This window comes from Sinomicrobium oceani (assembly GCF_900119185.1).
In the GTDB taxonomy this organism is placed as follows: Bacteria; Bacteroidota; Bacteroidia; order Flavobacteriales; family Flavobacteriaceae; genus Sinomicrobium; species Sinomicrobium oceani.
The window spans coordinates 253,721-277,820 of sequence record NZ_FPJE01000003.1 but is presented as its reverse complement, the minus strand read 5'-3'; the positions used below and the strand labels follow the sequence as shown (position 1 = coordinate 277,820).

The 24,100-nt window shown below is 45.0% G+C and carries 20 protein-coding genes; 8 read left to right on the top strand and 12 right to left on the bottom strand.

What is annotated here, in order from left to right; all coding sequences use genetic code 11:
* Window positions 1-159 precede the first annotated feature (159 nt).
* The 5 genes from BT112_RS04225 to bcp form a co-directional block, all read right to left on the bottom strand.
* Window positions 160-624 (bottom strand): protease complex subunit PrcB family protein, encoded by a 465-nt coding sequence (locus tag BT112_RS04225; RefSeq protein WP_072316105.1) that lies wholly within the window; start codon window positions 622-624, stop codon window positions 160-162.
* A gap of 43 nt (window positions 625-667) precedes the next feature.
* Window positions 668-817 (bottom strand): hypothetical protein, encoded by a 150-nt coding sequence (locus tag BT112_RS21770; RefSeq protein WP_175545746.1) that lies wholly within the window; start codon window positions 815-817, stop codon window positions 668-670.
* 29 nt (window positions 818-846) lie between these two features.
* The gene (locus BT112_RS04220) at window positions 847-1,341 is read right to left on the bottom strand and encodes a hypothetical protein (RefSeq protein WP_072316104.1); all 495 of its coding nucleotides are present in this window, start codon (window positions 1,339-1,341) and stop codon (window positions 847-849) included.
* Window positions 1,342-1,349: 8 nt separating this feature from the next.
* Complete coding sequence (locus BT112_RS04215; protein ID WP_072316103.1) at window positions 1,350-3,224, bottom strand: ABC-F family ATP-binding cassette domain-containing protein; 1,875 nt, start codon at window positions 3,222-3,224, stop codon at window positions 1,350-1,352.
* 84 nt (window positions 3,225-3,308) lie between these two features.
* Window positions 3,309-3,764 carry a thioredoxin-dependent thiol peroxidase gene (gene bcp, locus BT112_RS04210; protein ID WP_072316102.1) on the bottom strand — a complete coding sequence of 152 codons (456 nt, stop codon included), beginning with the start codon at window positions 3,762-3,764 and terminating at the stop codon, window positions 3,309-3,311.
* Between the two features lie 351 nt (window positions 3,765-4,115).
* Between bcp and BT112_RS04205 the strand changes: the two genes are divergently transcribed.
* Window positions 4,116-4,787 carry an endonuclease III domain-containing protein gene (locus BT112_RS04205; RefSeq protein ID WP_072316101.1) on the top strand — a complete coding sequence of 224 codons (672 nt, stop codon included), beginning with the start codon at window positions 4,116-4,118 and terminating at the stop codon, window positions 4,785-4,787.
* 97 nt (window positions 4,788-4,884) lie between these two features.
* Here BT112_RS04205 and BT112_RS21765 read toward each other — a convergent pair whose 3' ends face one another.
* Window positions 4,885-5,028, bottom strand: coding sequence for a hypothetical protein (locus BT112_RS21765; RefSeq protein WP_175545745.1), 144 nt, complete (start codon window positions 5,026-5,028; stop codon window positions 4,885-4,887).
* 62 nt (window positions 5,029-5,090) lie between these two features.
* A complete protein-coding gene (locus BT112_RS04200) occupies window positions 5,091-5,675 on the bottom strand; it encodes an RNA polymerase sigma factor (protein WP_072316100.1) in 585 nt (194 codons plus the stop codon).
* A 318-nt stretch (window positions 5,676-5,993) separates the two neighbouring features.
* Between BT112_RS04200 and uvrA the strand changes: the two genes are divergently transcribed.
* Window positions 5,994-8,774: an excinuclease ABC subunit UvrA gene (gene uvrA, locus BT112_RS04195; RefSeq protein ID WP_072316167.1), complete on the top strand. Its 2,781-nt coding sequence runs from the start codon at window positions 5,994-5,996 to the stop codon at window positions 8,772-8,774.
* Window positions 8,775-9,177: 403 nt separating this feature from the next.
* Here uvrA and BT112_RS04190 read toward each other — a convergent pair whose 3' ends face one another.
* Window positions 9,178-10,389, bottom strand: coding sequence for a multidrug effflux MFS transporter (locus BT112_RS04190; RefSeq protein ID WP_072316099.1), 1,212 nt, complete (start codon window positions 10,387-10,389; stop codon window positions 9,178-9,180).
* A gap of 454 nt (window positions 10,390-10,843) precedes the next feature.
* Here BT112_RS04190 and BT112_RS04185 point away from each other — a divergent pair, with 454 nt between their 5' ends.
* Complete coding sequence (locus tag BT112_RS04185) at window positions 10,844-13,324, top strand: M14 family metallopeptidase (protein ID WP_072316098.1); 2,481 nt, start codon at window positions 10,844-10,846, stop codon at window positions 13,322-13,324.
* A 354-nt stretch (window positions 13,325-13,678) separates the two neighbouring features.
* Here BT112_RS04185 and BT112_RS21760 read toward each other — a convergent pair whose 3' ends face one another.
* Complete coding sequence (locus tag BT112_RS21760) at window positions 13,679-13,855, bottom strand: hypothetical protein (protein WP_175545744.1); 177 nt, start codon at window positions 13,853-13,855, stop codon at window positions 13,679-13,681.
* A 168-nt stretch (window positions 13,856-14,023) separates the two neighbouring features.
* Between BT112_RS21760 and fumC the strand changes: the two genes are divergently transcribed.
* Together fumC and hutI are read left to right on the top strand one after the other, a co-directional pair.
* The gene (fumC, locus tag BT112_RS04175; RefSeq protein ID WP_072316096.1) at window positions 14,024-15,421 is read left to right on the top strand and encodes a class II fumarate hydratase; all 1,398 of its coding nucleotides are present in this window, start codon (window positions 14,024-14,026) and stop codon (window positions 15,419-15,421) included.
* Window positions 15,422-15,516: 95 nt separating this feature from the next.
* A complete protein-coding gene (gene hutI / locus BT112_RS04170) occupies window positions 15,517-16,758 on the top strand; it encodes an imidazolonepropionase (RefSeq protein WP_072316095.1) in 1,242 nt (413 codons plus the stop codon).
* Between the two features lie 203 nt (window positions 16,759-16,961).
* On the opposite strand, the gene BT112_RS04165 is transcribed toward hutI, so the two are convergent.
* Window positions 16,962-17,969: a hypothetical protein gene (locus BT112_RS04165; protein WP_072316094.1), complete on the bottom strand. Its 1,008-nt coding sequence runs from the start codon at window positions 17,967-17,969 to the stop codon at window positions 16,962-16,964.
* A 128-nt stretch (window positions 17,970-18,097) separates the two neighbouring features.
* On the opposite strand from BT112_RS04165, the gene BT112_RS04160 reads away from it, so the two are divergent.
* Complete coding sequence (locus tag BT112_RS04160) at window positions 18,098-19,123, top strand: formimidoylglutamase (protein ID WP_072316093.1); 1,026 nt, start codon at window positions 18,098-18,100, stop codon at window positions 19,121-19,123.
* 126 nt (window positions 19,124-19,249) lie between these two features.
* Window positions 19,250-20,014 (top strand): MBL fold metallo-hydrolase, encoded by a 765-nt coding sequence (locus tag BT112_RS04155; protein WP_083564787.1) that lies wholly within the window; start codon window positions 19,250-19,252, stop codon window positions 20,012-20,014.
* Window positions 20,015-20,105: 91 nt separating this feature from the next.
* On the opposite strand, the gene carB is transcribed toward BT112_RS04155, so the two are convergent.
* Both carB and rpmH read right to left on the bottom strand, forming a co-directional pair.
* Complete coding sequence (gene carB / locus BT112_RS04150) at window positions 20,106-22,958, bottom strand: carbamoyl-phosphate synthase large subunit (protein WP_072316092.1); 2,853 nt, start codon at window positions 22,956-22,958, stop codon at window positions 20,106-20,108.
* A 104-nt stretch (window positions 22,959-23,062) separates the two neighbouring features.
* A complete protein-coding gene (gene rpmH, locus BT112_RS04145; protein ID WP_072316091.1) occupies window positions 23,063-23,221 on the bottom strand; it encodes a 50S ribosomal protein L34 in 159 nt (52 codons plus the stop codon).
* 325 nt (window positions 23,222-23,546) lie between these two features.
* On the opposite strand from rpmH, the gene BT112_RS04135 reads away from it, so the two are divergent.
* A complete protein-coding gene (locus BT112_RS04135) occupies window positions 23,547-24,062 on the top strand; it encodes a hypothetical protein (RefSeq protein WP_072316089.1) in 516 nt (171 codons plus the stop codon).
* Window positions 24,063-24,100: the final 38 nt, after the last annotated feature.

Sequence of the window (24,100 nt, the reverse complement as noted above, 5' to 3'; positions counted from 1 at the left end):
TATCACCGCATAAATTTAGTACTTTCAGTATATCCGATGTAAAAATGAGAGGCTATACATAAGCAAAAAATGCAGATCCGCATCGAGCGGGTTGAATGTGTTATTCCCCTTCCGGGCACGTACCATGTGGAAAATACCGTTTTAAACTGCAGGGAAACCTTACTTCACCGTGACCTCCTTGCCGGATACCGGGAGTTTTACAAAAATAAACGGATGGGTAATGGCCATCGTGGTCATTTCTCCTGTACCGGGTTTAATATTCCTTGTTTTCACCTCAATTCCGTCTTCGTGTTCTTCCACCTTCTCGATTTCGATATGGTTACCGCCGGACGAACGTTCTCCCATAAATATAGCAACCACGGTATTTGCAGAAAAGTCTATTTCAGGTACTTCGATGCCCGGTTTACGTGTACGATTGATTATACCATAGACTTTACGGAGTTCCTGTGCATTGGTGATCACCCTGTGTTCGGGGCTATCTGCGCCACCATAGCTGTCCTGTACCAGGACCTCGTAAGCGATCGATTTGCTTGCCATGCCGGAATTTTTGGTTTTGCTATCCTGTTTTGCTCCACAGGCTGCAAACAGAACAACCATACCGATAAGTAGTATACTTTTTTTCATGATTAAGGGCTTTTATACGGTGTAGCGAAGAAAGATACTCCTCCTATTTTTCTCCTGTTTTCTCTTTTTTCCTGGAATAATAATGATCCCTGAAACTCTTTCGTTTCTTCCATTTTTTAGTATTCCTCCTGTTATTCCACATGACCAGGACGAATATGAGCACTACTATGATGGCCCATCCAAAACCTTTCATTTCCATTTATTTCGTATAAAATTAAACTATTACGGCCGAATTATAAAATTTTCCCTCGCCTGTCCTTCCCGGAAGAAAACCACACCTGCATAAAACAGGTCTACCGTAACCGTGATACTCGGGTTTGTCCGGATCATTTTCCAGGCACGCGCAGAAGTCTTTCTTCGATGAATTCCTTCGATGACCAGGATACGGTCCGGATCGCTTTTCGCTATGTTCAGCAACCCGGGCACATCATCCGGCTGAAGTTCCGCATTGAAATAATACAGCTTTCCGCCGGAAGGAACTATGGGTATTCCCGGAAAATATCCCTTCAACAAACCGGTCAGTGCCGGATGTTCTTCTGTTATCGTGATATCCGGAACTTTAAAGTACGCCAGGGTACGGAACAAGATTTTGCAGGCACGGGGCCCTCTAAAACGGTACGCTTTATACAATCCCCGGGTAACGTATGCATAGACAAAAGGCGAATGTACCCCGTGCTGATTGGTGGATCGCCACAAAAATTTAAGATAGCTCAGCATGGACGTACTCAGTCTTTATACGATAGTTCGAGCCATCGGTCGGTTTTATCTTCTATTTCGGAAAGTACTTTCCTGAGCTTTACCGAAAGCTCATCGATACGCTCGCCTTCGAGGGTTTCATCGGCAAAAAGGCCTTCTATCCTGCTTTTTTCTTCTTCGAGTTTTCGGATATCCCGTTCCAGCCGGTTGTACTCTTTTTGCTCATTGTACGAAAGTCCCTTATTCGCATCCCGGCGCCAGGTATTTTTTTCCTTACCCGAACCGGCAGGTGCGGTGCTCTTCACCTCGTTCTCCGCAGGAGGAGCGCTGTCTTCATAGGTTCTGAAATCAGTATAATTCCCCGGAAAATCTTCTATCTCCGCTTCTCCTTTAAACACAAACAGATGGTCTACGATCTTATCCATAAAATACCGGTCGTGAGAAACCACGATAAGACATCCCGGAAAATCGAGCAGGAATTCTTCGAGGACATTGAGCGTAACGATATCCAGGTCATTGGTAGGCTCATCGAGAATAAGAAAGTTAGGGTTCTGTATGAGTACCGTACACAGGTAAAGACGCTTCAGTTCTCCTCCACTCAGTTTCTCCACAAAATCGTACTGCTTTTTACGGTCAAAAAGAAAACGTTCGAGAAGCTGTGCGGCAGAGATCTGCTTTCCTTTGGCGAGAGGAATAAAATCTCCGAATTCGCGGATAACATCAATGACCTTTTGCTCCGGTTTCACTTCAATCCCTGCCTGGGTATAATACCCGAACTTTACCGTCTCCCCGATCACAATTTTACCGGAATCGGGCGTAGTGATTCCCGTGAGCATATTGAGAAAGGTAGATTTTCCGGTTCCGTTTTTACCGATAATCCCTACCCGCTCTCCCTTTCGGAATACATATTGAAATCTTTGCAGTATCTGTTTTTCACCATACGTCTTGGAGACATTGTGAAATTCTACAATCTTACTTCCCAGTCGCTCCATATTGATCTCAAGCTGCACCCGGTGGTCCTTTCGCCGCTGGTGTGCTTTTTCCTTGATCACATGGAAATCATCGATCCTCGATTTGGACTTGGAAGTCCTGGCTTTGGGTTGACGCCGCATCCAGTCCAGCTCTTTCACATAGAGGTTTTTCGCCTTATCTACCGAAGCTTTCTCGGCATCTACACGGGCTTCCTTTTTTTCCAGGTAATACGAATAGTTTCCTTTATAGGTATGGAGTTTCCCGTCTTCCAGTTCTACGATCTCATTACAAACCCGTTCCAGAAAATAACGGTCGTGCGTCACCATGAAAAGCGTCATGTTCTCCCTGGCGAAATAAGATTCCAGCCATTCTATCATTTCCAGATCGAGGTGGTTGGTAGGCTCATCGAGGATCAGAAGGTCCGGATTATTAAGCAGTACGGTGGCCAGGGCGAGCCTTTTTTGCTGCCCCCCGGACAATGACGATACTTTCTGGGAGAGATCGTCGAGTTTCAGCTTGGAAAGAATCTGCTTGTATCTCGTCTCAAAATCCCAGGCCTGGTGCAGTTCCATCTGTTCGAATGCACGTTGATAAACCGTTTCATCTTCCGGGTTTTCCAGGGCATCCTCATACGCCCTGATGATCTTCAGCACCTTATTGTCCGAAGCAAATATCGTCTCTTCGACGGTAAGCTTCGGGTTCAGGTCGGGTTCCTGTGGCAGAAAACCGATAAATATACCGTTCCTGGATACTATCTGTCCCGTATCGGGAATATCTTTGCCGGTTATAATCTGTAGCAGGGAGGTCTTCCCGGTGCCGTTTTTTGCAATAAATGCGATCTTCTGGTCTTTGTTGATACCGAAAGATATATCGGTAAACAAAACGCGTTCCCCGAAAGATTTGGATATATTTTCTACCGACAGGTAATTCATGTTCTTTATGCTATCTTAATTTAAGGGAATACAACAGGGCGGCCGCAATACATCCGTAGAACAACGGTGCCGACGTCCTTGCTGCTATCCTTCGAGTATCTGGGCAGCGTGGTCCTTGGTCTTGACCTTATCTATAACCCGCTCTACCTTTCCTTTTTCATCGATAATAAAAGTCGTACGGTGAATACCATCATAGGTCTTCCCCATAAATTTCTTGGGGCCCCATACCCCAAAACCTTCTATGACTTTTTTGTCCACATCGGCCAGCAAAGGAAAGGGAAATTCGTTTTTCTCCCTGAAGTTCGATTGTTTCTTTTCGGTATCGGCACTTACGCCGAGAAGCTCATACCCTTTATCCTTCAGTTCTTTGTAATGATCTCTCAGGTTACAGGCTTCGGCCGTACATCCCGGCGTACTTGCCTTGGGATAGAAAAAAATAATCCATTTCTTTCCGAGGTAATCCGAAGAAGAAACAGGGCTTCCGTCCTGATCGTTAACCGTGAATTCGGGGATCTTATCTCCCGGTTTTAGTGTTTTCATGTGTATAGAATTTTAGATTTGAGATATTTTTAAGCCTTCTCCACCGGTCTGCCGGAAACTTCGGGCTTCGTTTTCTTTTCTGATGTCATTACGGCCATGTCTGTGCACCGACAAGACCATATACTCCGCCCGCTCTTTTTACAAAATACGGTATGCTGACTCTTTATATCCTTGTACAAAATATAAGATAAAATCACCGGAAATAAAAATATGATTCCCTTCTTTTACACGTACTGCACATTCCCGGTACCGTTTTCTCCGGGGCATAAAATCTCCCGAAACCCTATGGTAATACTGTCCTTTAAATATCGTGATAAATAATGTATTTTAGTCGGCCAAAAGTATGTAAAAATGACCAAAACCCAAAAAGTGGCGTTCATTATGGAAACGCTCGAAGAGATATACCCCGAAATCCCGATCCCGCTTGACCATAAAGACCCTTACACCCTGCTTATTGCCGTACTTCTTTCCGCACAAAGCACCGACGTACGGGTAAACCAGATTACGCCCCTCTTGTTTGCAAAAGCAGATAATCCGTATGCCATGGTCCGGCTTACCCGGGAGGAAATACAGGATATTATTCGTCCGGTCGGACTTTCGCCGATGAAATCCAGGGGGATTTATGAATTATCGCAGATCCTTATCGACAGCTATGGCGGTGAGGTCCCTGCTGATATGGCTGCGCTGGAGACGCTTCCTGCTGTGGGCCATAAAACGGCAAGTGTTGTAGTGTCTCAGGCTTTCGGTATCCCCGCTTTTCCGGTTGACACTCATATTCACAGAATGATGTATCGCTGGGGTCTCAGTAACGGTAAAAACGTTGTCCAGACCGAAAAAGATGCGAAAAGGCTATTTCCAAAAGAAAAATGGAACAAGCTTCACCTACAGATCATTTGGTATGCCCGGCAATATTCGCCTGCGCGTGGATGGGACCTGGAAAAAGATGTGATTACCAAAAAGGCCGGAAGGAAATCGGTACTGGACGAGTATTATAAAAAGAAGAAACCGTCTTCCAAATCATAAGTTTATTCCGGGGAAACATCGCACTTTGGGGGTAAAGGGCAGTATCTTGGAAATAAACCTGTTCTTTTGAAAAACGGTTTCCTGAATGTGATTTAATTCAGTTTAATACGGTCTCGAATTTTATTTCCTGATAGTCTACCACACGAAGGGCTTTGGAATAATTGAGCAAAAAATCAATAGTTTCCTGCTTTGGACCGAGTTTCTTGTAATTTGATGATTTTTTAGTGTAAAGATTTGCCATGCTGGTTTATAACTTTTAGGTGTTCTTACTACTAAGAACGCGGCAAATCTTTTTATATTGCATTATTGATTTGTTAAAACAATGTTATTTTTCTCCACGATCTTACGGAGGTTAATAATGGCATAACGCATCCTGCCCAGGGCCGTATTGATACTTACTCCGGTGATCTCCGAGATCTCCTTAAAGCTCATATCTTTGTACATCCGCATCATAAGCACTTCCTGCTGGTCTGCAGGAAGCTCCAGGATAAGTCTCCTTACATCATCTTCCACCTGATCCTTGATAATCTGTTTTTCAACATTCAGTGCATTATCACTGATTACGGAAAAGATATTGAAATCGTCGTTACCTTCGAATTTCGGCATTCTCGTATTTTTCCGGAAATGATCGATGATCAGGTTATGGGCGATACGCATTACCCATGGCAGAAATTTTCCTTCCTCATTGTACGCTCCTCTTTTCAGGGTTTTGATAACTTTGATAAAGGTATCCTGAAAAATGTCTTCTGCAATATCCTTGTCGAATACCTTAGAAAAAATAAAACTATAAACTCTTTGTGAATGTCGGTTGATCAGCGTTTCCAACGCGATTTCATCACCGGCCAAGTACTGTTCTACTAAAGCTGAATCCTGAAGAAGTTGCTCCATAATATATTACTTTTTAATCGAAAGTTAAGTATGTGCCAAAGGCAAATACAGTCTCCTATTTTCTATTTCTAAAAAGTAATTTTATGGTCTATACGGTGCTTTTTTTTAACGTTTTGCTGGCCAAATATAATAACATTCCTTAAATAAATGCAAATATTAAATCAGATTTTCCGAAAAATATTAAAAATGTAAGCCTTCCGGAATCTGCTACCGATCGGGTAAAACCCTAAAACGGATACAGATAGATCATAAAAAATGAAACTGTTTTTTCCATTGCTTTATTATGCGTTATCTTTGTATTTTTCCTTTTTTCAGCATATGACCGATATATCGTTATTAGACCCGAAACAAAATATACTTATCAAAGGAGCACGGCTTCACAACCTCAAAAATCTGGATGTTGCCATTCCCCGGAATAAACTTGTAGTGATTACGGGACTTTCCGGTTCCGGTAAATCCAGTCTTGCTTTTGACACCCTTTATGCCGAAGGTCAGCGCAGGTATGTGGAAAGTCTTTCTTCATATGCCCGGCAGTTTCTCGGCAGACTTGACAAACCCAAGGTCGATTATATCCGCGGGATCGCACCGGCCATAGCCATAGAGCAAAAAGTAAACTCTACCAATCCGCGTTCGACGGTAGGCACAACTACAGAAATCTATGATTACCTGAAGTTGCTTTACGCCCGTATCGGAAAAACATTCTCTCCTGTTTCCGGAGATGAAGTAAAGAAAAATACGGTAACCGACGTCGTGGATTTTGTCAACGGCTATGAACCGGGTTCCAGGTTACTGCTTCTCGCCCCGGTACATATTCCGGATCATCGCGGAGTACTGGAAAGCATCAAGATCCTGGCTCAGCAGGGATACGCCCGTATCAAATACGGAGACCAGGTGGTCCGTATCGAGGACATCGACACGGAGATCGACCGGGACTTTTACCTGGTGGTCGATCGTATTATCGCGCGGCCGGATGACGAAGATTTCATCAACCGGCTCTCCGATGCGGTGGAAACCGCTTTTTTCGAAGGAAAAGGCGAATGTATTATAGAGGATATGAGCAATGGGAAACAAACGTCTTTCAGTAATAAATTCGAAAAAGACGGTATACAGTTTCTCGAACCGAATATACACCTGTTCAGCTTTAACAATCCGTTCGGAGCCTGTCCCAGGTGCGAAGGTTACGGGGATATTATAGGTATAGACGAAGACCTGGTGATCCCGAACTCCGGATTGTCGGTCTACGAAAATGCCGTTTTTCCATGGCGGGGAGAAAGTATGAGCTGGTACCGTGACCAACTGGTCAACAATGCTTATAAGTTTGATTTTCCGATCCATAAACCCTGGTTTGAACTTACCGAAGCCCAGAAACAACTCGTATGGGATGGTAACTCTTATTTTACCGGGCTGAATGACTTTTTTGCAGAACTCGAAGAAAAAAATTACAAAATACAAAACCGTGTCATGTTGTCGCGATACCGCGGAAAAACCAAGTGTCCGGAATGTAAAGGCAGAAGACTGCGAAAAGAGGCCGATTATGTTAAAGTAGATCATCATACCATATCGGAACTCGTAGAAATGCCCCTGCATCACCTTGCAGACTTTTTCAAAAGTATCAGACTTTCCGGCTACGAACAGAAAGTAGCGGGCAGGTTACTCAAAGAGATCAACAACCGACTGATGTTTCTCTCGGATGTCGGCCTGGAATACCTGACCCTGAACCGGAAATCGAACTCGCTGTCCGGGGGAGAATCACAGCGCATAAATCTCGCCACTTCTCTCGGGAGCAGCCTGGTAGGCTCCATGTACATTCTCGACGAACCGAGTATAGGATTACACCCGAAAGATACCGAAAAACTGATTACCGTTCTACGGTCGCTTCGGGACCTGGGAAATACAGTCATTGTGGTAGAGCACGATGAAGATATCATGAAAGCGGCAGATGTCATTATCGATATCGGACCGGAAGCCGGAACTTTAGGCGGAGAAGTCGTAGCCTACGGTAATTACAAAGACATTCTGAAATCGCATTCCCTCACCGGAGATTATCTCAGCGGACGAAAACAGATCGAAGTACCGCCAAAGCGAAGAACGTCCAAAAATCATGTACATATCAAAGGAGCACGGGAAAATAATCTCAAAAATATTGAGGTAACCTTTCCCCTGAATATGCTTACCGTAGTCACCGGTGTATCCGGAAGCGGAAAGAGTTCCCTGGTTAAAAAAATACTATACCCTGTAATCCTCAAGGAGACCGGCGGATATGGAGAAAAGGCGGGTAAATATACCACCGTAGACGGAGAATACAGTTCGCTCAAATCGGTAGAATTTATCAACCAGAACCCCATAGGGCGGTCTTCGCGTTCCAATCCCGTGACCTACATCAAGGCATACGACGATATACGGGCTTTGTTTACGGCCCAGAAACTGGCTAAAATCCGCGGATACCAACCCAAACACTTTTCATTTAACGTAGATGGCGGTCGTTGCGAAACCTGTAAGGGGGAAGGAGAGGTCACCATAGAAATGCAGTTTATGGCCGATGTGGTCCTGCCTTGCGAAACCTGTAAAGGAAAACGGTTTAAAAAGGAGATCCTGGAAGTAACCTTCGAAGGCAAGAACATCAATGATGTACTCACTCTTACCATAGACGATGCTATTGAATTCTTCGGGAAGCACAAGCAGAAAAAAATCATTAACAAACTCCAACCATTACAGGATGTAGGACTGGGATATGTCACGCTCGGACAGTCTTCCTCTACCCTCTCCGGAGGAGAGGCACAACGGATCAAACTTGCCTCCTTCCTGTCTAAAGGGAATACCGACGAAAAGACCTTGTTTATTTTCGACGAGCCGACAACGGGACTGCATTTCCACGATATCAAAAAACTGCTTGCTTCTTTTAATGCGCTCATAGAGAAAGGCCACTCTGTTGTTGTGGTAGAACACAACCTGGAGCTTATAAAATGTGCCGATTACATTATAGACCTCGGACCGGAAGGCGGAGAAAAAGGTGGTACCGTTATTGCCGAGGGAACTCCGGAAGAAGTTGCTAAGAATAAAAAATCATTCACAGCCCGGTATCTCGAAGAAAAACTCTGATCGTAGCAGCCGTATTGCAACAATGCACAAGGGCCGGCCATATCAGACCGGCCCCTTATTATTTCCGGACAGTCGCGCCCCGACACTCCCTTGCCGGAATACTTGCCAGGTTCCTGCTCCCCGGAAACAGTAAACCTCATCTTCACCTGTTATACACTATCGCCATTTAACAAGCATTTAACTACGGTAGTTATAAAAGCCTGAGATGTTTGGCATGCTATTTGAACTTTGCAGCATACCTTAAAACGGTTAGTTAGTTTTTTTCATAATTTTGGTTGGTTAGTTGATGAAACCCTGCGTCTTTCGATGCGGGGTTTTATTTTTGGAATACTGTCCATTGCCCTGACGTAACAAAACAGGACTATGCTCTCCGCTTACATCAAAGCAGCATGTATAACGATCGTTACCGGTATGCTGCCTGCTTTTTTATCAGCCGGGCCTTTCTGCCGGCTATGAGGAGCAATACAAAAGAAATCAGGGACATCAGGAATATCAACAATACCATGGGAAGTTTCGTCCCGTCGTACAGCACCCCCATCAATGCAGAAATAGCAGCTCCTGCTCCCATTTTAAAACTGCCGTTCATCGCCGATGCCGATCCGATATTGCTGGAAAAGGAACGAAGTGATAAGGCTGTAGAGTTCGGGTTGATAAATCCCAACAGGAAAAGCACACAAAAGAGCAATACAGCAAAAACAGGTAGCGGAAGTTCGTATTGCCAAACCCCTATCATAAAAATCACCGTCAGGATGAGCTGTATAAAAGATGTCCTCAGGGTAAGACTGACCACGTCAAAACGATTGAGCAGGTAACGGTTGAGCTGGCTTCCGGCAATAAAGCCGAAAGCATTAATCCCGAACATCCAGCCGAAGGTGGTCTCGGATACCCCGTAAAGCTTCATGAGAACAAACGGTATTCCAGAGACATAGGCAAACATAATAGCCATGGCAATACTTCCGGAAAGGCCATACAGCATAAAGTCACTGTTCCGAAGTACGGCAGCATAATTTACGGCAATGCTCCCGGGCTTGAGAGACACCTCTTTGTCATGCCCCTTGCTTTCCTCCAAAAAGAAATGAATTACCGTCATGAGTACCAGGGCTATGATAAAGAGAAAAATAAAAATGGAACGCCAGCCGAGGTTCCCTGTAAAAAATCCACCCAGGGTCGGGGCTATTATAGGGGCTACCCCCATAACCAGTAATATAGAAGAGAAGACTTTTGCTACTTCATCTACCGGAAAACGATCGCGGATTATAGCACTGTAAGCTACCATCCCCACACATCCGCCCAGGGCCAGTATGAGTCGCATCCCGATAAGCCACCAAATATTCGGAGCCCAGGCACACCCCAATGCAGCCAGCGCATAGATAGCGAGCCCGGCAAGCAAAGGTTTTTTGCGCCCGAAACGATCGAGTAATGGCCCGTAGATAAGCTGTCCCACGGATATTCCTATAAAATAGGTTGTCAGTGTCAGGGACACGTGCGCATCGTCCGTGTTGAGATCTTTGGCTATCGCCGGAAATCCCGGGAGGTACATATCTATGGAAAAGGGTCCTAAAGCGGCTATAAAGCCCAATATAACAATCAGGACATGCTGTTGTTTCTTAGTCATTTCAAATAAATCGTATCTGGATTTTGTAACAGGAATGTGCAAAAGTAGGTATAAAAAACCTGGTTGCACAGGTCTCCTTATCCTTTAACACCATAATTTCATTTCCGAAAAAAAGCAAAGCTCCTTTCTGCGAAAAAATGAGAACAAGGGCCGATAATATTTATACCACATACCGCTTTGAAACATGCAAACGAGATTCAGAAAAAAAGCAGTGGGGTGTTCGGAGTTATTAGTTTGTAGGATGTAGTCTGAAATCTGGCCTTAAATAACAATATGTTTTTCAGCGCATACATGTTTTCCCTAAGATTAAAATAAAAACAGTTTATCTGTTCTATTTTAAGGACCCGTCAAAAAAGCATATTTTACAGGAATGATCCGTCGTATTGATTGAAAAAAAGGCTATTTTCGTCAGTATATCAAGTACGTTGACTACAAGAAAAACATCAAACCCATTATGAATAGCTGTCACCACCGTTCTCATCCTGCATGGATATGTCTTTTTGTCCTGTTTTCACTGACAGTTACGGCGCAACAATTACGATCACCTTCCGAATTTCTGGGATACGAGCTCGGGACCCGCTTTACAAGACAGTACCGGGTCGTCGAATATTATCGTCATCTTGCAGCGGCAGTGCCAGACAGGGTTCGGTTGCAAACCTATGGGGAAACTTACGAACACCGCGAGCTCATCCTCTGCTATATCTCTTCCCCGGCCAATATCGGTGCCCTGGAGCAGATCAGGGAAACCCATATGAAGTCACTCGAAGAAAAGACCACTAATGACAAAGCTATCGTGTGGCTGAGTTACAATGTCCACGGCAACGAAAGTGTGAGTACGGAAGCATCGATGCAAACTGCCTATGACCTCCTATCGAAACACAAGGCATGGCTGGACAATACCGTAGTTATTATCGATCCCTGTGTCAATCCCGATGGCAGGGACCGTTATGTCAACTGGTACAACCAGTTTGTCCATCATCCCAACCACGTCAATCCCGACAGTAAGGAACACCACGAACCCTGGCTCAACGGGCGGCCAAACCACTATATGTTCGACCTGAACCGGGACTGGGCCTGGCTTACACAAAAAGAAAGCATACAGCGGGTGGCACTATTCAATCAGTGGCTTCCCCATATCCATGCCGATTTTCACGAACAGGGCATGGATGCCCCCTACTACTTCGCTCCCGGGGCAGAACCCGTCCATGAAGTAATAACAGACTGGCAAAAAGATTTCCAGGTAGCGATCGGAAAAAATCATGCCCGGTATTTCGACAAGGAAGGCTGGCTGTACTTTACCAAGGAAGTCTTTGACCTGCTGTACCCAAGCTACGGAGATACCTACCCCATGTACAGTGGCAGTATCGGAATGACCTACGAACAGGGCGGCAGCGGCAGGGCCGGCCTGGGTGTTATTACATCCGGCAAAGATACCCTGACCCTCAGAGACCGGCTGGACCACCATTATACCACAGGGATCTCTACGGTAGAGATCGCTTCCGGGAATGCCGTAAAACTCAATGAAGAATTCGGGAAATTCTATGCGAACCGGAATTACAAATACCGGAATTATGTCCTCAGTGGCGACAAGGATCATATACGTTTGCTTACCGACCTGCTCGACAAACATCATATCCGATACAGCTTCCCGGGGGAAACCACGGTCAAAGGTCTCGATTACGCTACGGGAAAAACAGGAAGCATGAAAACAAAAAAGGGAGACCTCATTATTCCGTCCGACCAACCCAAAAGTACCCTGGTCAAAGTCTTATTCGAACCTAAGACCAGGCTGAACGACTCCCTTACCTATGATATTACAGCCTGGGCACTACCCTATGCCTATGGTCTTCATGCCATAGCCACAGAACACAGTATGGTAAGTGGTAATTCCAATAGCGCTCCATCAGATCCCACACCGTTTTCTCCTGTTGCAGATACCTATGCTTATGTGTGTACATGGAAAAGCATGAACGATGCGCGTTTTCTTGCTGCTATGCTGGAAAAAGGTATCCGGGTACGCTACAGTGAAGAAGCTTTTACCGTTTCGGACAAAAATTTTGCGAGCGGAAGTCTTATCATTACCAAAACAGATAATGCCGGGAGCAAAAATTTTACGGAAACACTCGCAACCCTCGCACGGAAATTCAATCGTGACCTTACCGCTGCCGTAACCGGTTTTGTAACCCGTGGAAAGGATTTCGGTTCTTCATCGGTAAAACCTGTTAAAAAGATCAGGGCGGCGCTACTCACCGGCTCACCGGCTTCTACCCTTTCTTCGGGAGAAGTATGGCATTTTTTCGAACAACAGCTGGGATATCCGTTAACCGTACTGGATACCGATTATGCGGATCACGTTGATCTTTCCTCTTATGACGTACTCATCATCCCCGAAGGAAATTATGGAAAATACCTGGATGAGAACAGAATGAACACCTTAAAAACATGGATAAAAAACGGGGGGAAACTCATTGCCATCGGTGGGTCTATACATGCGCTGAAGGAAGAAAAAGATTTCGGACTCCAAGAAAAACAACCGGAAGAAGATGAAAAAACACCGTTTAAACCCATCCCTTACAATTCCTGGGAGCGGAACTATGTGAAGAACAATATCACCGGGGCTATATATGCTACCGAGACAGACACTACCCATCCGCTCGCTTTCGGTTATAAAGACACTTACTATTCGCTTAAACAAAGTAGCAACGCTTTTGAACTGCTCGAAAGCGGAAACGCATTCTACATCGGTAAGGACGGAAGTCCCCTTTCAGGGTTTGCCGGTAGTGAAGCACGGAAAAACATTGCCAACACGCTTGTATTCGGTGTACATGACTATGGAAAAGGACATATTGTATATATGGTAGACAACCCGCTGTTCCGGGGGTTCTGGGAAAACGGCAAACTGATTTTTGCAAATGCCTTGTTTATGGTGGAATAACTGCTGTAATACTGTGAATGAGATTGGGTAGTTCGTAGCCCTGTAGGGAAGGATACCAGGGTATAGTTAATCGGTTGATGAGTTACCAGGTTAATAAGAAATGAAAAGCAGGACTAACTCTATAACCAATTACAGTTCGCAGTAAGAGTTACCGAAGCGGCTGAGCGTTCCGGCATAGGCTGCTGAGTCTGTCGAAGTACTGGGGCGTAGTTAATGGATATCGGATTAACAAGAGGTGAAATCCAGGAATAACCTATTGACTCAATACCCCAACAACCAGGTCCTTCCTGCTCCGACAAATATCAAATACGAATAAAAAAAGAGACTGCCTTTCGAACAGTCTCTTGTGCGTTTTTACGCCTGCATCTTTTTAGCTTTTTTAGCCTCGCGTTTTTCTTTGATCATCTCCATGATCGCTCCGCTTATCCAGTAGGGAATTGCAAAAGCAGTAAGGAAAACCATCAACCAGAAGCCCAGAAGAGCTATCCCTGCGAATGCTAAAAAGCCTAAATACTGGTCAAATTCAAACATAATTTCCGGAAATTTTCGAATTCGGAACAAAAGTACCGTTTTTAATTGAAATGCCGAAGCCTTTTTCCAACTAAATCGCGAAACTCCGCTTATAAAAAGCTAAAAATCCCCGGGTATTATACGGTAAAATGCTAATTTTGTATACAGTGTAAAACTTTAATAAACATCATGGAATACAGAATAGAAAAAGATACGATGGGTGAGGTTAAAGTTCCCGCAGACAAGTTGTGGGGAGCCCAAACCGAACGTTCCAGAAACAACTTTAAGATAGGGCCTTCGGCTTCAATGCCTTTGGAGATCATATACGGGTTTGCCTACCTGAAAAAAGCAGCGGCTTATACCAACTGTGAACTCGGGGTTCTTCCGGAAGAAAAAAGAGATCTTATAGCTAAAGCATGCGATGAAATCCTGGAAGGGAAACACGATGACCAGTTTCCGCTGGTGATCTGGCAGACTGGTTCAGGTACCCAAAGTAACATGAATGTTAATGAAGTTGTTGCCAACCGGGCACATCAACTGGCCGGAAAAAAAATAGGCGAAGGCGAAAAGACCCTGCAACCCAATGACGATGTCAACAAATCGCAATCGTCCAATGACACCTTCCCTACCGGAATGCACATTGCTATCTATAAGAAGATCATCGAAGTGACTATTCCGGGCGTAACCCGGTTACGTGATACGTTGAAGAAAAAATCCGAAGATTTCAAGGATGTGGTCAAAATAGGGCGTACTCACCTTATGGATGCGACCCCGCTCACCCTCGGTCAGGAATTTTCGGGTTATGTCTCTCAACTCAATCACGGGTTAAAAGCTCTTAACAACACGCTGGATCACCTTTCGGAGCTCGCTCTGGGAGGTACTGCCGTAGGAACCGGGATCAATACGCCCCCGGGATATGCGGAGAACGTCGCTGCGTACATCGCCAGGTTTACCGAACTTCCTTTTAAATCCGCTACAAACAAATTCGAAGCACTGGCTGCCCACGATGCCCTGGTCGAAACCCATGGTGCTCTGAAACAGCTTGCCGTTTCACTCAATAAAATAGCCAACGATATCCGGATGATGGCTTCCGGGCCCCGCTCCGGTATCGGAGAAATTCTGATTCCTGCAAACGAACCGGGAAGTTCCATTATGCCCGGAAAAGTAAACCCTACACAATGTGAGGCACTCACCATGGTTTGTGCACAGGTTATCGGTAACGATGTTGCCGTATCCGTAGGCGGTACTCAGGGGCACTACGAACTCAATGTTTTCAAACCCGTAATGGCCGCCAATCTGCTGCAATCCGCACAACTGATCGGTGACGCCTGCGTGAGTTTTGAAGAACATTGCGCTTCCGGAATAGAGCCCAATCACCATCGTATTAAAGAACTGGTAAACAATTCGCTCATGCTGGTTACCGCACTGAATACCAAAATAGGGTATTACAAAGCTGCGGAAATAGCCAATACGGCACACCAAAACGGTACGACGCTCAAGGAAGAAGCCGTCAACCTCGGATACCTTACTGCCGAAGAATTCGACGAGTGGGTAAAACCCGAGGATATGGTAGGCGCTCTGAAATAATCCGGGCACAACAGCACCATAAGAACGTACGGCCATACCCTCACCGGGTAGAAGCCGTACGTTTTTCATTTACACTACACACAAAAAACAGCTTTATGAACATACTCATTAAAAATATCAGACAGCTTTTACAGGTCAGAGACACCCCGGTACAAAAAGTATCCGGAAGGGAGATGAAAAACCTACCGGTTATTGAAAATGCTTATCTATATATAGAAAACAATACGATAGCCGACTACGGAAAAATGGAAGACCTCCCTGAAACGAAAGCAAACGAGATCATCAACGCTGCGGGAAAAGTGGTCATGCCCGCATGGTGTGACAGCCATACCCATATCGTATATGCCGGGAACCGCGAGCAGGAATTTGTGGATCGCATCAACGGACTTTCCTATGAAGAAATAGCCAACCGCGGCGGGGGAATACTGAATTCGGCCAAAAAACTCGAAGAAACCCCGGAAGACGACCTTTACAGGCAATCTGCAAAACGGCTGGAAGAAGTGATAGCTATGGGCACAGGGGCCATAGAAATCAAAAGCGGGTACGGACTGAGTACGGATGCCGAGTTGAAAATGCTCCGTGTCATCAGGAGACTACAGACCAACTATGATATTCCCATAAAAGCGACTTTCCTCGGGGCACACGCCATTCCTGCGAACTACAGGAACGACCGGAAAGGTTATATAGATCTCCTCATCAATGAGATGATACCAGCTATCGCAGAAAAAGGGCTTGCCGAATATGTGGATGTTTTTTGTGAAAAGGGATATTTTACCACAGAGGAGACCGAACGTATTCTTGAAGCCGGCAAAGCTTTTGGCCTGGTCCCTAAAATACATGTCAACCAGTTTCACGCCATAGGTGGTATACAGACAGGGATCAAACACAACGCTTTATCTGTCGATCACCTCGAAGTGATGAGGGATGAAGACATCGAAGCACTGAAAGGGAGCAAGACCATGCCCGTTGCACTCCCCTCCTGCTCCTACTTTCTGAGCATCCCGTACACACCCGCAAGAAAAATGATCGACGCCGGTCTTCCATTGGCCCTGGCTACGGACTATAATCCGGGCTCCACACCGAGCGGTAATATGAATTTTGTGGTAGCTACGGCATGTATCAAAATGAAGATTACCCCGGAGGAAGCTATTAATGCAGCTACTGTAAACGGGGCCTATGCCATGGGACTCTCCGACACACACGGAAGTATCACCAGGGGAAAAGAAGCCAATCTCATCATTACCCGTGACATACCGGGGTATGCTTTTTTGCCTTACGCTTTCGGAAATAACCATATCGACACCGTGTTGATCCGCGGAAAGGTTGTTACTCCGTAGTTTCATTACCCGAAAAGGAAACCGGCAGAAAATCAGACCGGTTACCGGTATAGGATTGTAAAAATATGGATTCCTTATTTTTTTAGAAGGTCAAACTACAGATCCCGAAGAATTGTACAGCTCTGACTTTGGATAAGATCATAAATAAAAACCCGCTGTCTTCAGCTGAAGACAACGGGTTTTAACATTGGAGGTCCGGTTTTCTATTTCAGTTCAAAAGAAGAGGATCCCAGTTCTCTGAGTTTACTATCGAAGATCTTTACTTCGTAATTTCCCTTTTCAAATCCATCTCCCTTTTTATCTACATAATCACATACGTCAAGTGCCGTATTCTCATAGTAGAAATTAGATATCTTACTATAGTTAATACTCTTGGTATCCGGCTTTTGGGTCGACGCCATTTCATCTATAGCACGATCTTCAATTTCATATTCATCTGTCGATCCGGTTTCATCAACTCCTGCACTTTCTTTCTGGCTCATACCGCTCACTACGGGAGGTGTAAAGCTGGCTACTGCATTTTCTCCCATAATAGCTCCGTCCGGCCCTATAACCTGAACGTAAAACTGCGTATCTCCGGCAGACGCTATACGGTTGGCCGCTACGGTATAACAGATCTTCAGTTTGTCCGCTCTTCGGTGACGGTTTACCGAAACCAGCTTTCCGCTGTTACGTTCCCGTACCGCTTCTACGGAAAATTTGGCCAGGCTCAAAGCTGAACCTGCATCTACAACCTTGGCAAGCTGCACGTTCTGCGTAAGGATAGAGTCGGCATACTGTGCCTGACGTTCCAGGGTCATCCTGGTACTGTCCCGTTGCATCGTCAGTTGTTCATTGGACCGGCGCAGGGAGTCGTTCTGAGCCAGCAGGAACTCACGTTCCTTAGTGAGCACATTCACTTGTCTTCTGTAACGATACAGCGCAGATATGTCTGCTTTCATGCTCTTCACGGAATCTATATACTGGTCTATCCTGGCCCTGGCGTTCAGCAATTCCTGGTTTGTGGAATCGCCTTCCGATATGGCACGGTCATAGTCCGCTTTGAGATTATTCAGATCTTCTACTACCAGATTTTTCTGATTCGTCAGATCTGCAGTAGTCTTTTTCTTATCGCTGTACAGACTTGAAGTATAAATCAAGGTCCCTATAAGGGCTACCCCAAGCAGTGCAGCAATAACTTTCAAACCGTTATTACTCTTTGATTCAGTCATAATGATTTCTTTTTAACTGTTAACGCCTAATTTTAACTTTTGTTATACAGCCAGCGAATATATATACGATTAAATTTAGCAAATAGATTTTTTATTTTCATATTTGCTTTAAGATTTAAACCGGATACATGCGAAATCACTTGAGTTTATACGCCCTGAGAGACCTGGAGAAAATAATTTCCCGGAGAAAGGGAGAAACCAGGTTCGGGGAAAAGATCAGATTACTCAACGAAGGACAGGAACTGGAAGAACAACTACAGGCTTCAAAAGCAAAATACGTACTGTTCGGAATTCCCGAAGATATAGGAATAGTGGCCAATCATGGCCGTAAAGGCGCCAGGCATGCGTGGCATACTGCGCTTCAGCAACTCCTCAACACCCAGCATCACCCCAACAACAAGGGAAAAAAAATCCTGCTTCTGGGACATCTCGATTTTTCGAAAGAGATGGAAGAACTGGATGCGTTAATTTCTTCGGGTGATGTATATATCGAAAAAGCCCGCCAGCTGACTGCCCGTATAGATGCGGAAGTCACAGACCTGGTCCGTAAAATAGTTGCGGCAGGAAAAAAACCAATTGTCATCGGGGGCGGACATAACAACGGTTACGGCATTATCAAAGGATGTGCCCTTGCCCTGGGAAAACCCGTTAACAGTATCAATATCGATGCTCATACCGATTTCAGGGCCACCGAAGGCAGACATAGCGGAAACGGCTTTTCGTACGCATTCCGGGAAGGGCTGCTCGACAGGTATTACGTTTTTGGCCTGCATGAAAACTATACCTCAAAAAGTATTTTCAAAAAGCTGGAGGAGTACAATGACCGTATCAGGTTCAGCACCCTTGATGAACTCCTTCTGTCTGCCGACACCACCCTGGACTACCACACGGAACAGGCTTTACAGTTTGTCAAAAGAAGTCCGTACGGAATAGAAGTAGATTGCGATGCCATAGCCAACGTTCCCAGCAGCGCCATGACTCCGACCGGTTTCTCCCCGGAACAGGTACGACGCCTTATCAACTATTGGAAAAATAACAAAAACGTCCAGTATCTCCATATCTGCGAAGCTGCTCCGGATCCGGAAAACGACCGGGAACTCCGGATGACAGGCAAACTTCTTTCGTACTTTATCACGGATTTTATCCGGAAGTAAACAGGCCCGGTTACAGCCCTCCATGTCGGTTTCTGACGTGCCAGGTCATGTGAAAAATAACAGGTTTCAAAAAAAGGATCAAAATCTTTTTGTAATTTTAGTCATCTAACGATAACCGGAAAAATTATGAAAAGTTATACGATCGGCATGGCACTTGGCGCACTGCTCTCCCTGGGCTACTCTCCCGTATTTTCACAAATACAACCGGACACCCTCGCCACAGAAAACGGGCGTGACATTATCTTACAACCCATCTTTCACGGGACACTGGCCCTGGAATGGAATAACGTGTCCGTCTATATCGATCCCTACGGGGGTGTCGAGAGATTTTCCGGAGTAAAACCCCCGGATATCGTACTGATTACGGATATTCACGGGGATCATCTCGATACCAGGACACTTGAGGCCCTCGAGACATCCGAAGTCACTTTTATTGTCCCACAGGCTGTGGCAGACCAACTTCCGGACGCCTATAAAAAGAACCTGGTGATTCTCAAAAATGGTGAAAGCAAGGAAATCTCGGGTATTACTATCGGGGCTATACCCATGTATAACCTCCCGGCAAGCAAAGATGCACCACATGTAAAAGGACGGGGAAACGGTTACCTGCTTTCTCTGGATGACAAAAAGATCTATATCAGCGGGGATACGGGAGACATTCCCGAGATGAGAGCCCTTCGGGATATCGATGTGGCCTTTGTATGCATGAACCTGCCGTACACCATGCCCGTCGAAAAGGCTGCAGACGCCGTACTGGATTTTAAACCTGCTGTTGTGTATCCGTATCATTATCGCGGTAATCCGGATATGAGCGATACGGAAAAATTCAAAAAACTGGTAGACGCGGGTCATCAAAACACAGAAGTCCGGCTCCGCAACTGGTATCCGTAGAAAACATGCCATGCAAACGACCGTAAATACAAATGTCCCGGACCTTTCTATGAAAAGCCCGGGACATCTTTTTATCCGGTATCTCTGAATATTATTTGCTCAGGTACATCTTTCTCCTCGTATAAAGCTCGTAGAACTGATCATCCTTAAGACTATCGATAAAGAGAATCCCTTCTCCCGTACTCTTCATTTCCGGTCCGAGGTTCTTATTGACATTCGGGAACTTATTGAAGGAAAATACGGGTTGCTTGATCGCATAACCGTTGAGCTGCGGATTGAAATTGAAATCAGTAACTTTTTTCTCCCCCAGCATGACCTTGGTTGCGAAATTCACATAAGGCTCTCCGTATGCCTTGGCGATAAACGGTACGGTTCTCGATGCTCTCGGGTTGGCTTCGATGATATATACCGTGTCGTCTTTTATAGCAAACTGTATATTGATAAGTCCTACCGTGTTAAGCGCTTTCGCTATTTTGTTCGTATGATCCTTAATCTGCTGCAAAACAAACTCTCCGAGGTTAAACGGCGGCAGTGTTGCATTGGAATCTCCGGAGTGAATACCGCAAGGCTCTATATGCTCCATGATACCAATGATGTACACGTTTTCTCCGTCACATATCGCATCGGCTTCCGCTTCGATAGCCCCGTCGAGGTAGTGATCCAGCAACAATTTGTTGTTGGGTATCTTACGCAACAGATCTACGACATGTTCTTCGAGTTCCTGTTTATTGATGACGATCTTCATCCCCTGTCCTCCAAGTACGTAAGAAGGCCTTACCAGGATCGGAAAGTTCAGGTGATCGGACAATTTAAGGGCTTCTTCCGCTGTTTCTGCCACACCGAATTCCGGGTAGGGAATATCGTTGTCTTTAAGCAGTGTAGAGAAGCTCCCCCGGTCTTCTGCCAGGTCGAGTGACTCGAAACTGGTACCGATGATTTTTATACCGTACTTATCGAGTTTTTCGGCAAGTTTCAATGCGGTTTGCCCTCCGAGCTGTACGATAACGCCTTCGGGGTTTTCGTGACGGATGATATCGTAGATATGTTCCCAGAACACAGGTTCGAAGTACAGTTTGTCCGCAGTATCAAAATCTGTTGATACGGTTTCCGGGTTACAGTTGATCATGATGGTCTCATACCCGCATTCTGCTGCAGCAAGGACGCCGTGAACACAACAGTAATCAAACTCTATCCCCTGCCCTATACGGTTGGGACCGGAACCGAGCACAACGATCTTTTTCTTATCGGTAATCTTGCTCTCATTGTCGATAAACCGTTTTCCGTCTGCCGTTTCTATTTCATCTTCAAAAGTAGAATAATAGTAAGGGGTCTGAGCCCTGAACTCCGCAGCACAGGTGTCTACCAGCTTGTAGATACGTTTCACGCCGAGTTCTTCCCTGCGGGTGTACACTTCGCTTTCCCAGCAATCGAGCATGTGTGCGATCTGACGATCGGCAAATCCTTTTTGTTTGGCTTCGAGCAGAAGCTCCTTAGGGAGTGATTCTATAGTGTATGAAGATATTTCTTTCTCCAGAAAATACAGTTCTTCATACTGCTTCAGGAACCACATATCGATCTTGGTGATCTCGTGAATCCTGCTCAGTGGTATTCCCATCTGTATGGCATCGTAAATCACGAACACCCTGTCCCAGCTTGCATACGTAAGCTTCTCTATGATCTGGTCATAATCCTTATAACCTTTTCCGTCAGCACCAAGTCCGTTTCTCTTGATCTCGAGCGACTGTGTAGCTTTGTGAAGAGCTTCCTGGAAAGAACGTCCTATTCCCATAACCTCACCCACAGATTTCATCTGCAGCCCGAGAGTCCGGTCCGAACCTTCGAATTTATCGAAGTTCCATCTTGGTATTTTTACGATAACATAGTCAAGGGTAGGTTCAAATAATGCCGATGTAGATTTGGTGATCTGGTTATCCAGTTCATCCAGCGTATATCCGATAGCCAGTTTCGAAGCTATTTTTGCAATAGGATATCCCGTCGCTTTCGATGCCAATGCGGATGAACGGGATACACGCGGGTTTATTTCGATAGCGATAATATCTTCTTTCTCATCCGGACTTACGGCAAACTGTACGTTACATCCTCCTGCAAAATCCCCGATGCTCCGCATCATATGGATAGCCATATCCCGCATTCTCTGGAAGGTTCTGTCTGAAAGGGTCATTGCAGGGGCTACTGTTATAGAGTCTCCGGTGTGTATCCCCATCGGATCCATATTCTCAATGGTACAGATAATAACCACATTGTCGTTTTTATCTCGTAACAACTCCAGCTCGTATTCTTTCCATCCGAGCATTGCCTTATCGATCATGACTTCGTGAATCGGGGAAATCTCAAGCCCTCTGGTGAGCATTTCATCAAAATCGTCTTTGTGATGTACAAAAGAAGCTCCCGCTCCCCCGAGGGTAAAAGAGGCCCTGATCACGAGTGGAAAACCGAATTCCTGGGCTATTTCTTTTCCTTTGAGATACGATGTTGCCGTAGCCTGGGGAGCCATGGGAATACCGATTTTCAGCATGAGTTCCCTAAACTTCTCCCGGTCTTCGGTAATATTGATCGCATCGATATCAACCCCTATAATTTCAACGCCAAAATCATCCCATATCCCCTTTTCATCGGCCTCTATACAAAGGTTTAATGCCGTTTGTCCTCCCATAGTAGGTAACACCGCATCGATATTGGGATGTGCTTTGAGTATTTCGATAATAGATTTGGTGGTGAGCGGCTTCAGATAAACATGATCTGCCATGGACGGATCTGTCATAATGGTAGCCGGGTTACTGTTGATCAGAACAGTTTCGATACCATCTTCTCTAAGGGAACGCAGAGATTGCGAACCGGAATAGTCAAACTCGCACGCCTGACCTATGATAATAGGCCCCGAACCGATAATCAGAATACATTTTAGATCTTTTCTTTTTGGCATTTCTTTGGTATTGTGTTATTTATATGATTTATGAGTAGATCAGGTATAAAAAAAGGTGTCACTTCCAGAAGCAACACCTTTATATGAATAGCATTTCAATAGCATTATTTTTTATGCCTTGGTTCGGAAGATACCGTTAATTTCTTTCTTCCTTTTGCCCTTCTTCGGGCAAGCACTTTTCTACCGTCCGCAGACGCCATTCTCTCTCTAAAACCGTGCTTGTTCCTTCTTTTTCTCTTTGAGGGTTGAAATGTTCTTTTCATTGTCTAATATCTTAAAATCTTCTTTAAAAATACCTAATTCATTATGCACGAGATTCCTTCACAAAAGTGCGGCGCAAATATACAAAGAGTTTTTACTTTGCCAAAACCATTTGAAAAAAATATTTCATTCCCGGTCCGCTCAAACTTTACAGGCAATCTGCTGATATTCCGTAAGTCTCTTATATCTTGATGATATCCGTGACAAAGATAATACATTATCACCATATATTCCGTACGGAAAATTGCTACGGACACTGCTTCCTCCATGACTTTTTTTTAACTTTGCAACCTTATTCGCTACAGTACGTTTATAAAAAACCATGAAATGTTCAATAAAAATCTAAAATTAGTTATTGCAGCGCTTATTATCGGCTTTGCGGTTTATCAGTTTATCGAAGGTAATATAGGTAACGGAATTTTCCTCATATTACTCTCCCTGGTATTTATCTTTCTCTATTTCCGGAACGAGATGATACTCATGGCTTTTCTCCGCATGCGCAAACAGGATTTCGAGGGAACTGCCAAATGGTTAAACAAGATCAAGGATCCCGAATCGGCACTGATCAGAAAGCAACAGGGGTACTACAATTACCTCCGCGGTATCATGGCTTCGCAGAATAACCTGACTCAAGCCGAAAAATACTTTAAAAAAGCATTGAAGCTCGGGCTTTCCATGAACTACGATGTGGCTATGGCCAAACTCAGTCTTGCCGGAATTGCCATGCAGAAACGAAGAAAACGGGAAGCTACCGTATTGCTCAACGAGGCTAAAAAGCTCGATAAACAAAATATGCTGGCCGATCAGATCAAAATGATGCAACAGCAGATGAAAAGGATTTAAGGGCGGTAAAACGTATCTTCATGCGTATTTAACCGACA

Excerpts from the sequence above, each read along its gene's own strand:
- BT112_RS04225 (WP_072316105.1), bottom strand. The coding sequence starts at position 624 with ATGAAAAAAAGTATACTACTTATCGGTATGGTTGTTCTGTTTGCAGCC.
- BT112_RS21770 (WP_175545746.1), bottom strand. The coding sequence starts at position 817 with ATGAAAGGTTTTGGATGGGCCATCATAGTAGTGCTCATATTCGTCCTG.
- BT112_RS04220 (WP_072316104.1), bottom strand. The coding sequence starts at position 1,341 with ATGCTGAGCTATCTTAAATTTTTGTGGCGATCCACCAATCAGCACGGG.
- BT112_RS04215 (WP_072316103.1), bottom strand. The coding sequence starts at position 3,224 with ATGAATTACCTGTCGGTAGAAAATATATCCAAATCTTTCGGGGAACGC.
- bcp (WP_072316102.1), bottom strand. The coding sequence starts at position 3,764 with ATGAAAACACTAAAACCGGGAGATAAGATCCCCGAATTCACGGTTAAC.
- BT112_RS04205 (WP_072316101.1), top strand. The coding sequence starts at position 4,116 with ATGACCAAAACCCAAAAAGTGGCGTTCATTATGGAAACGCTCGAAGAG.
- BT112_RS21765 (WP_175545745.1), bottom strand. The coding sequence starts at position 5,028 with ATGGCAAATCTTTACACTAAAAAATCATCAAATTACAAGAAACTCGGT.
- BT112_RS04200 (WP_072316100.1), bottom strand. The coding sequence starts at position 5,675 with ATGGAGCAACTTCTTCAGGATTCAGCTTTAGTAGAACAGTACTTGGCC.
- uvrA (WP_072316167.1), top strand. The coding sequence starts at position 5,994 with ATGACCGATATATCGTTATTAGACCCGAAACAAAATATACTTATCAAA.
- BT112_RS04190 (WP_072316099.1), bottom strand. The coding sequence starts at position 10,389 with ATGACTAAGAAACAACAGCATGTCCTGATTGTTATATTGGGCTTTATA.
- BT112_RS04185 (WP_072316098.1), top strand. The coding sequence starts at position 10,844 with ATGAATAGCTGTCACCACCGTTCTCATCCTGCATGGATATGTCTTTTT.
- BT112_RS21760 (WP_175545744.1), bottom strand. The coding sequence starts at position 13,855 with ATGTTTGAATTTGACCAGTATTTAGGCTTTTTAGCATTCGCAGGGATA.
- fumC (WP_072316096.1), top strand. The coding sequence starts at position 14,024 with ATGGAATACAGAATAGAAAAAGATACGATGGGTGAGGTTAAAGTTCCC.
- hutI (WP_072316095.1), top strand. The coding sequence starts at position 15,517 with ATGAACATACTCATTAAAAATATCAGACAGCTTTTACAGGTCAGAGAC.
- BT112_RS04165 (WP_072316094.1), bottom strand. The coding sequence starts at position 17,969 with ATGACTGAATCAAAGAGTAATAACGGTTTGAAAGTTATTGCTGCACTG.
- BT112_RS04160 (WP_072316093.1), top strand. The coding sequence starts at position 18,098 with ATGCGAAATCACTTGAGTTTATACGCCCTGAGAGACCTGGAGAAAATA.
- BT112_RS04155 (WP_083564787.1), top strand. The coding sequence starts at position 19,250 with ATGAAAAGTTATACGATCGGCATGGCACTTGGCGCACTGCTCTCCCTG.
- carB (WP_072316092.1), bottom strand. The coding sequence starts at position 22,958 with ATGCCAAAAAGAAAAGATCTAAAATGTATTCTGATTATCGGTTCGGGG.
- rpmH (WP_072316091.1), bottom strand. The coding sequence starts at position 23,221 with ATGAAAAGAACATTTCAACCCTCAAAGAGAAAAAGAAGGAACAAGCAC.
- BT112_RS04135 (WP_072316089.1), top strand. The coding sequence starts at position 23,547 with ATGTTCAATAAAAATCTAAAATTAGTTATTGCAGCGCTTATTATCGGC.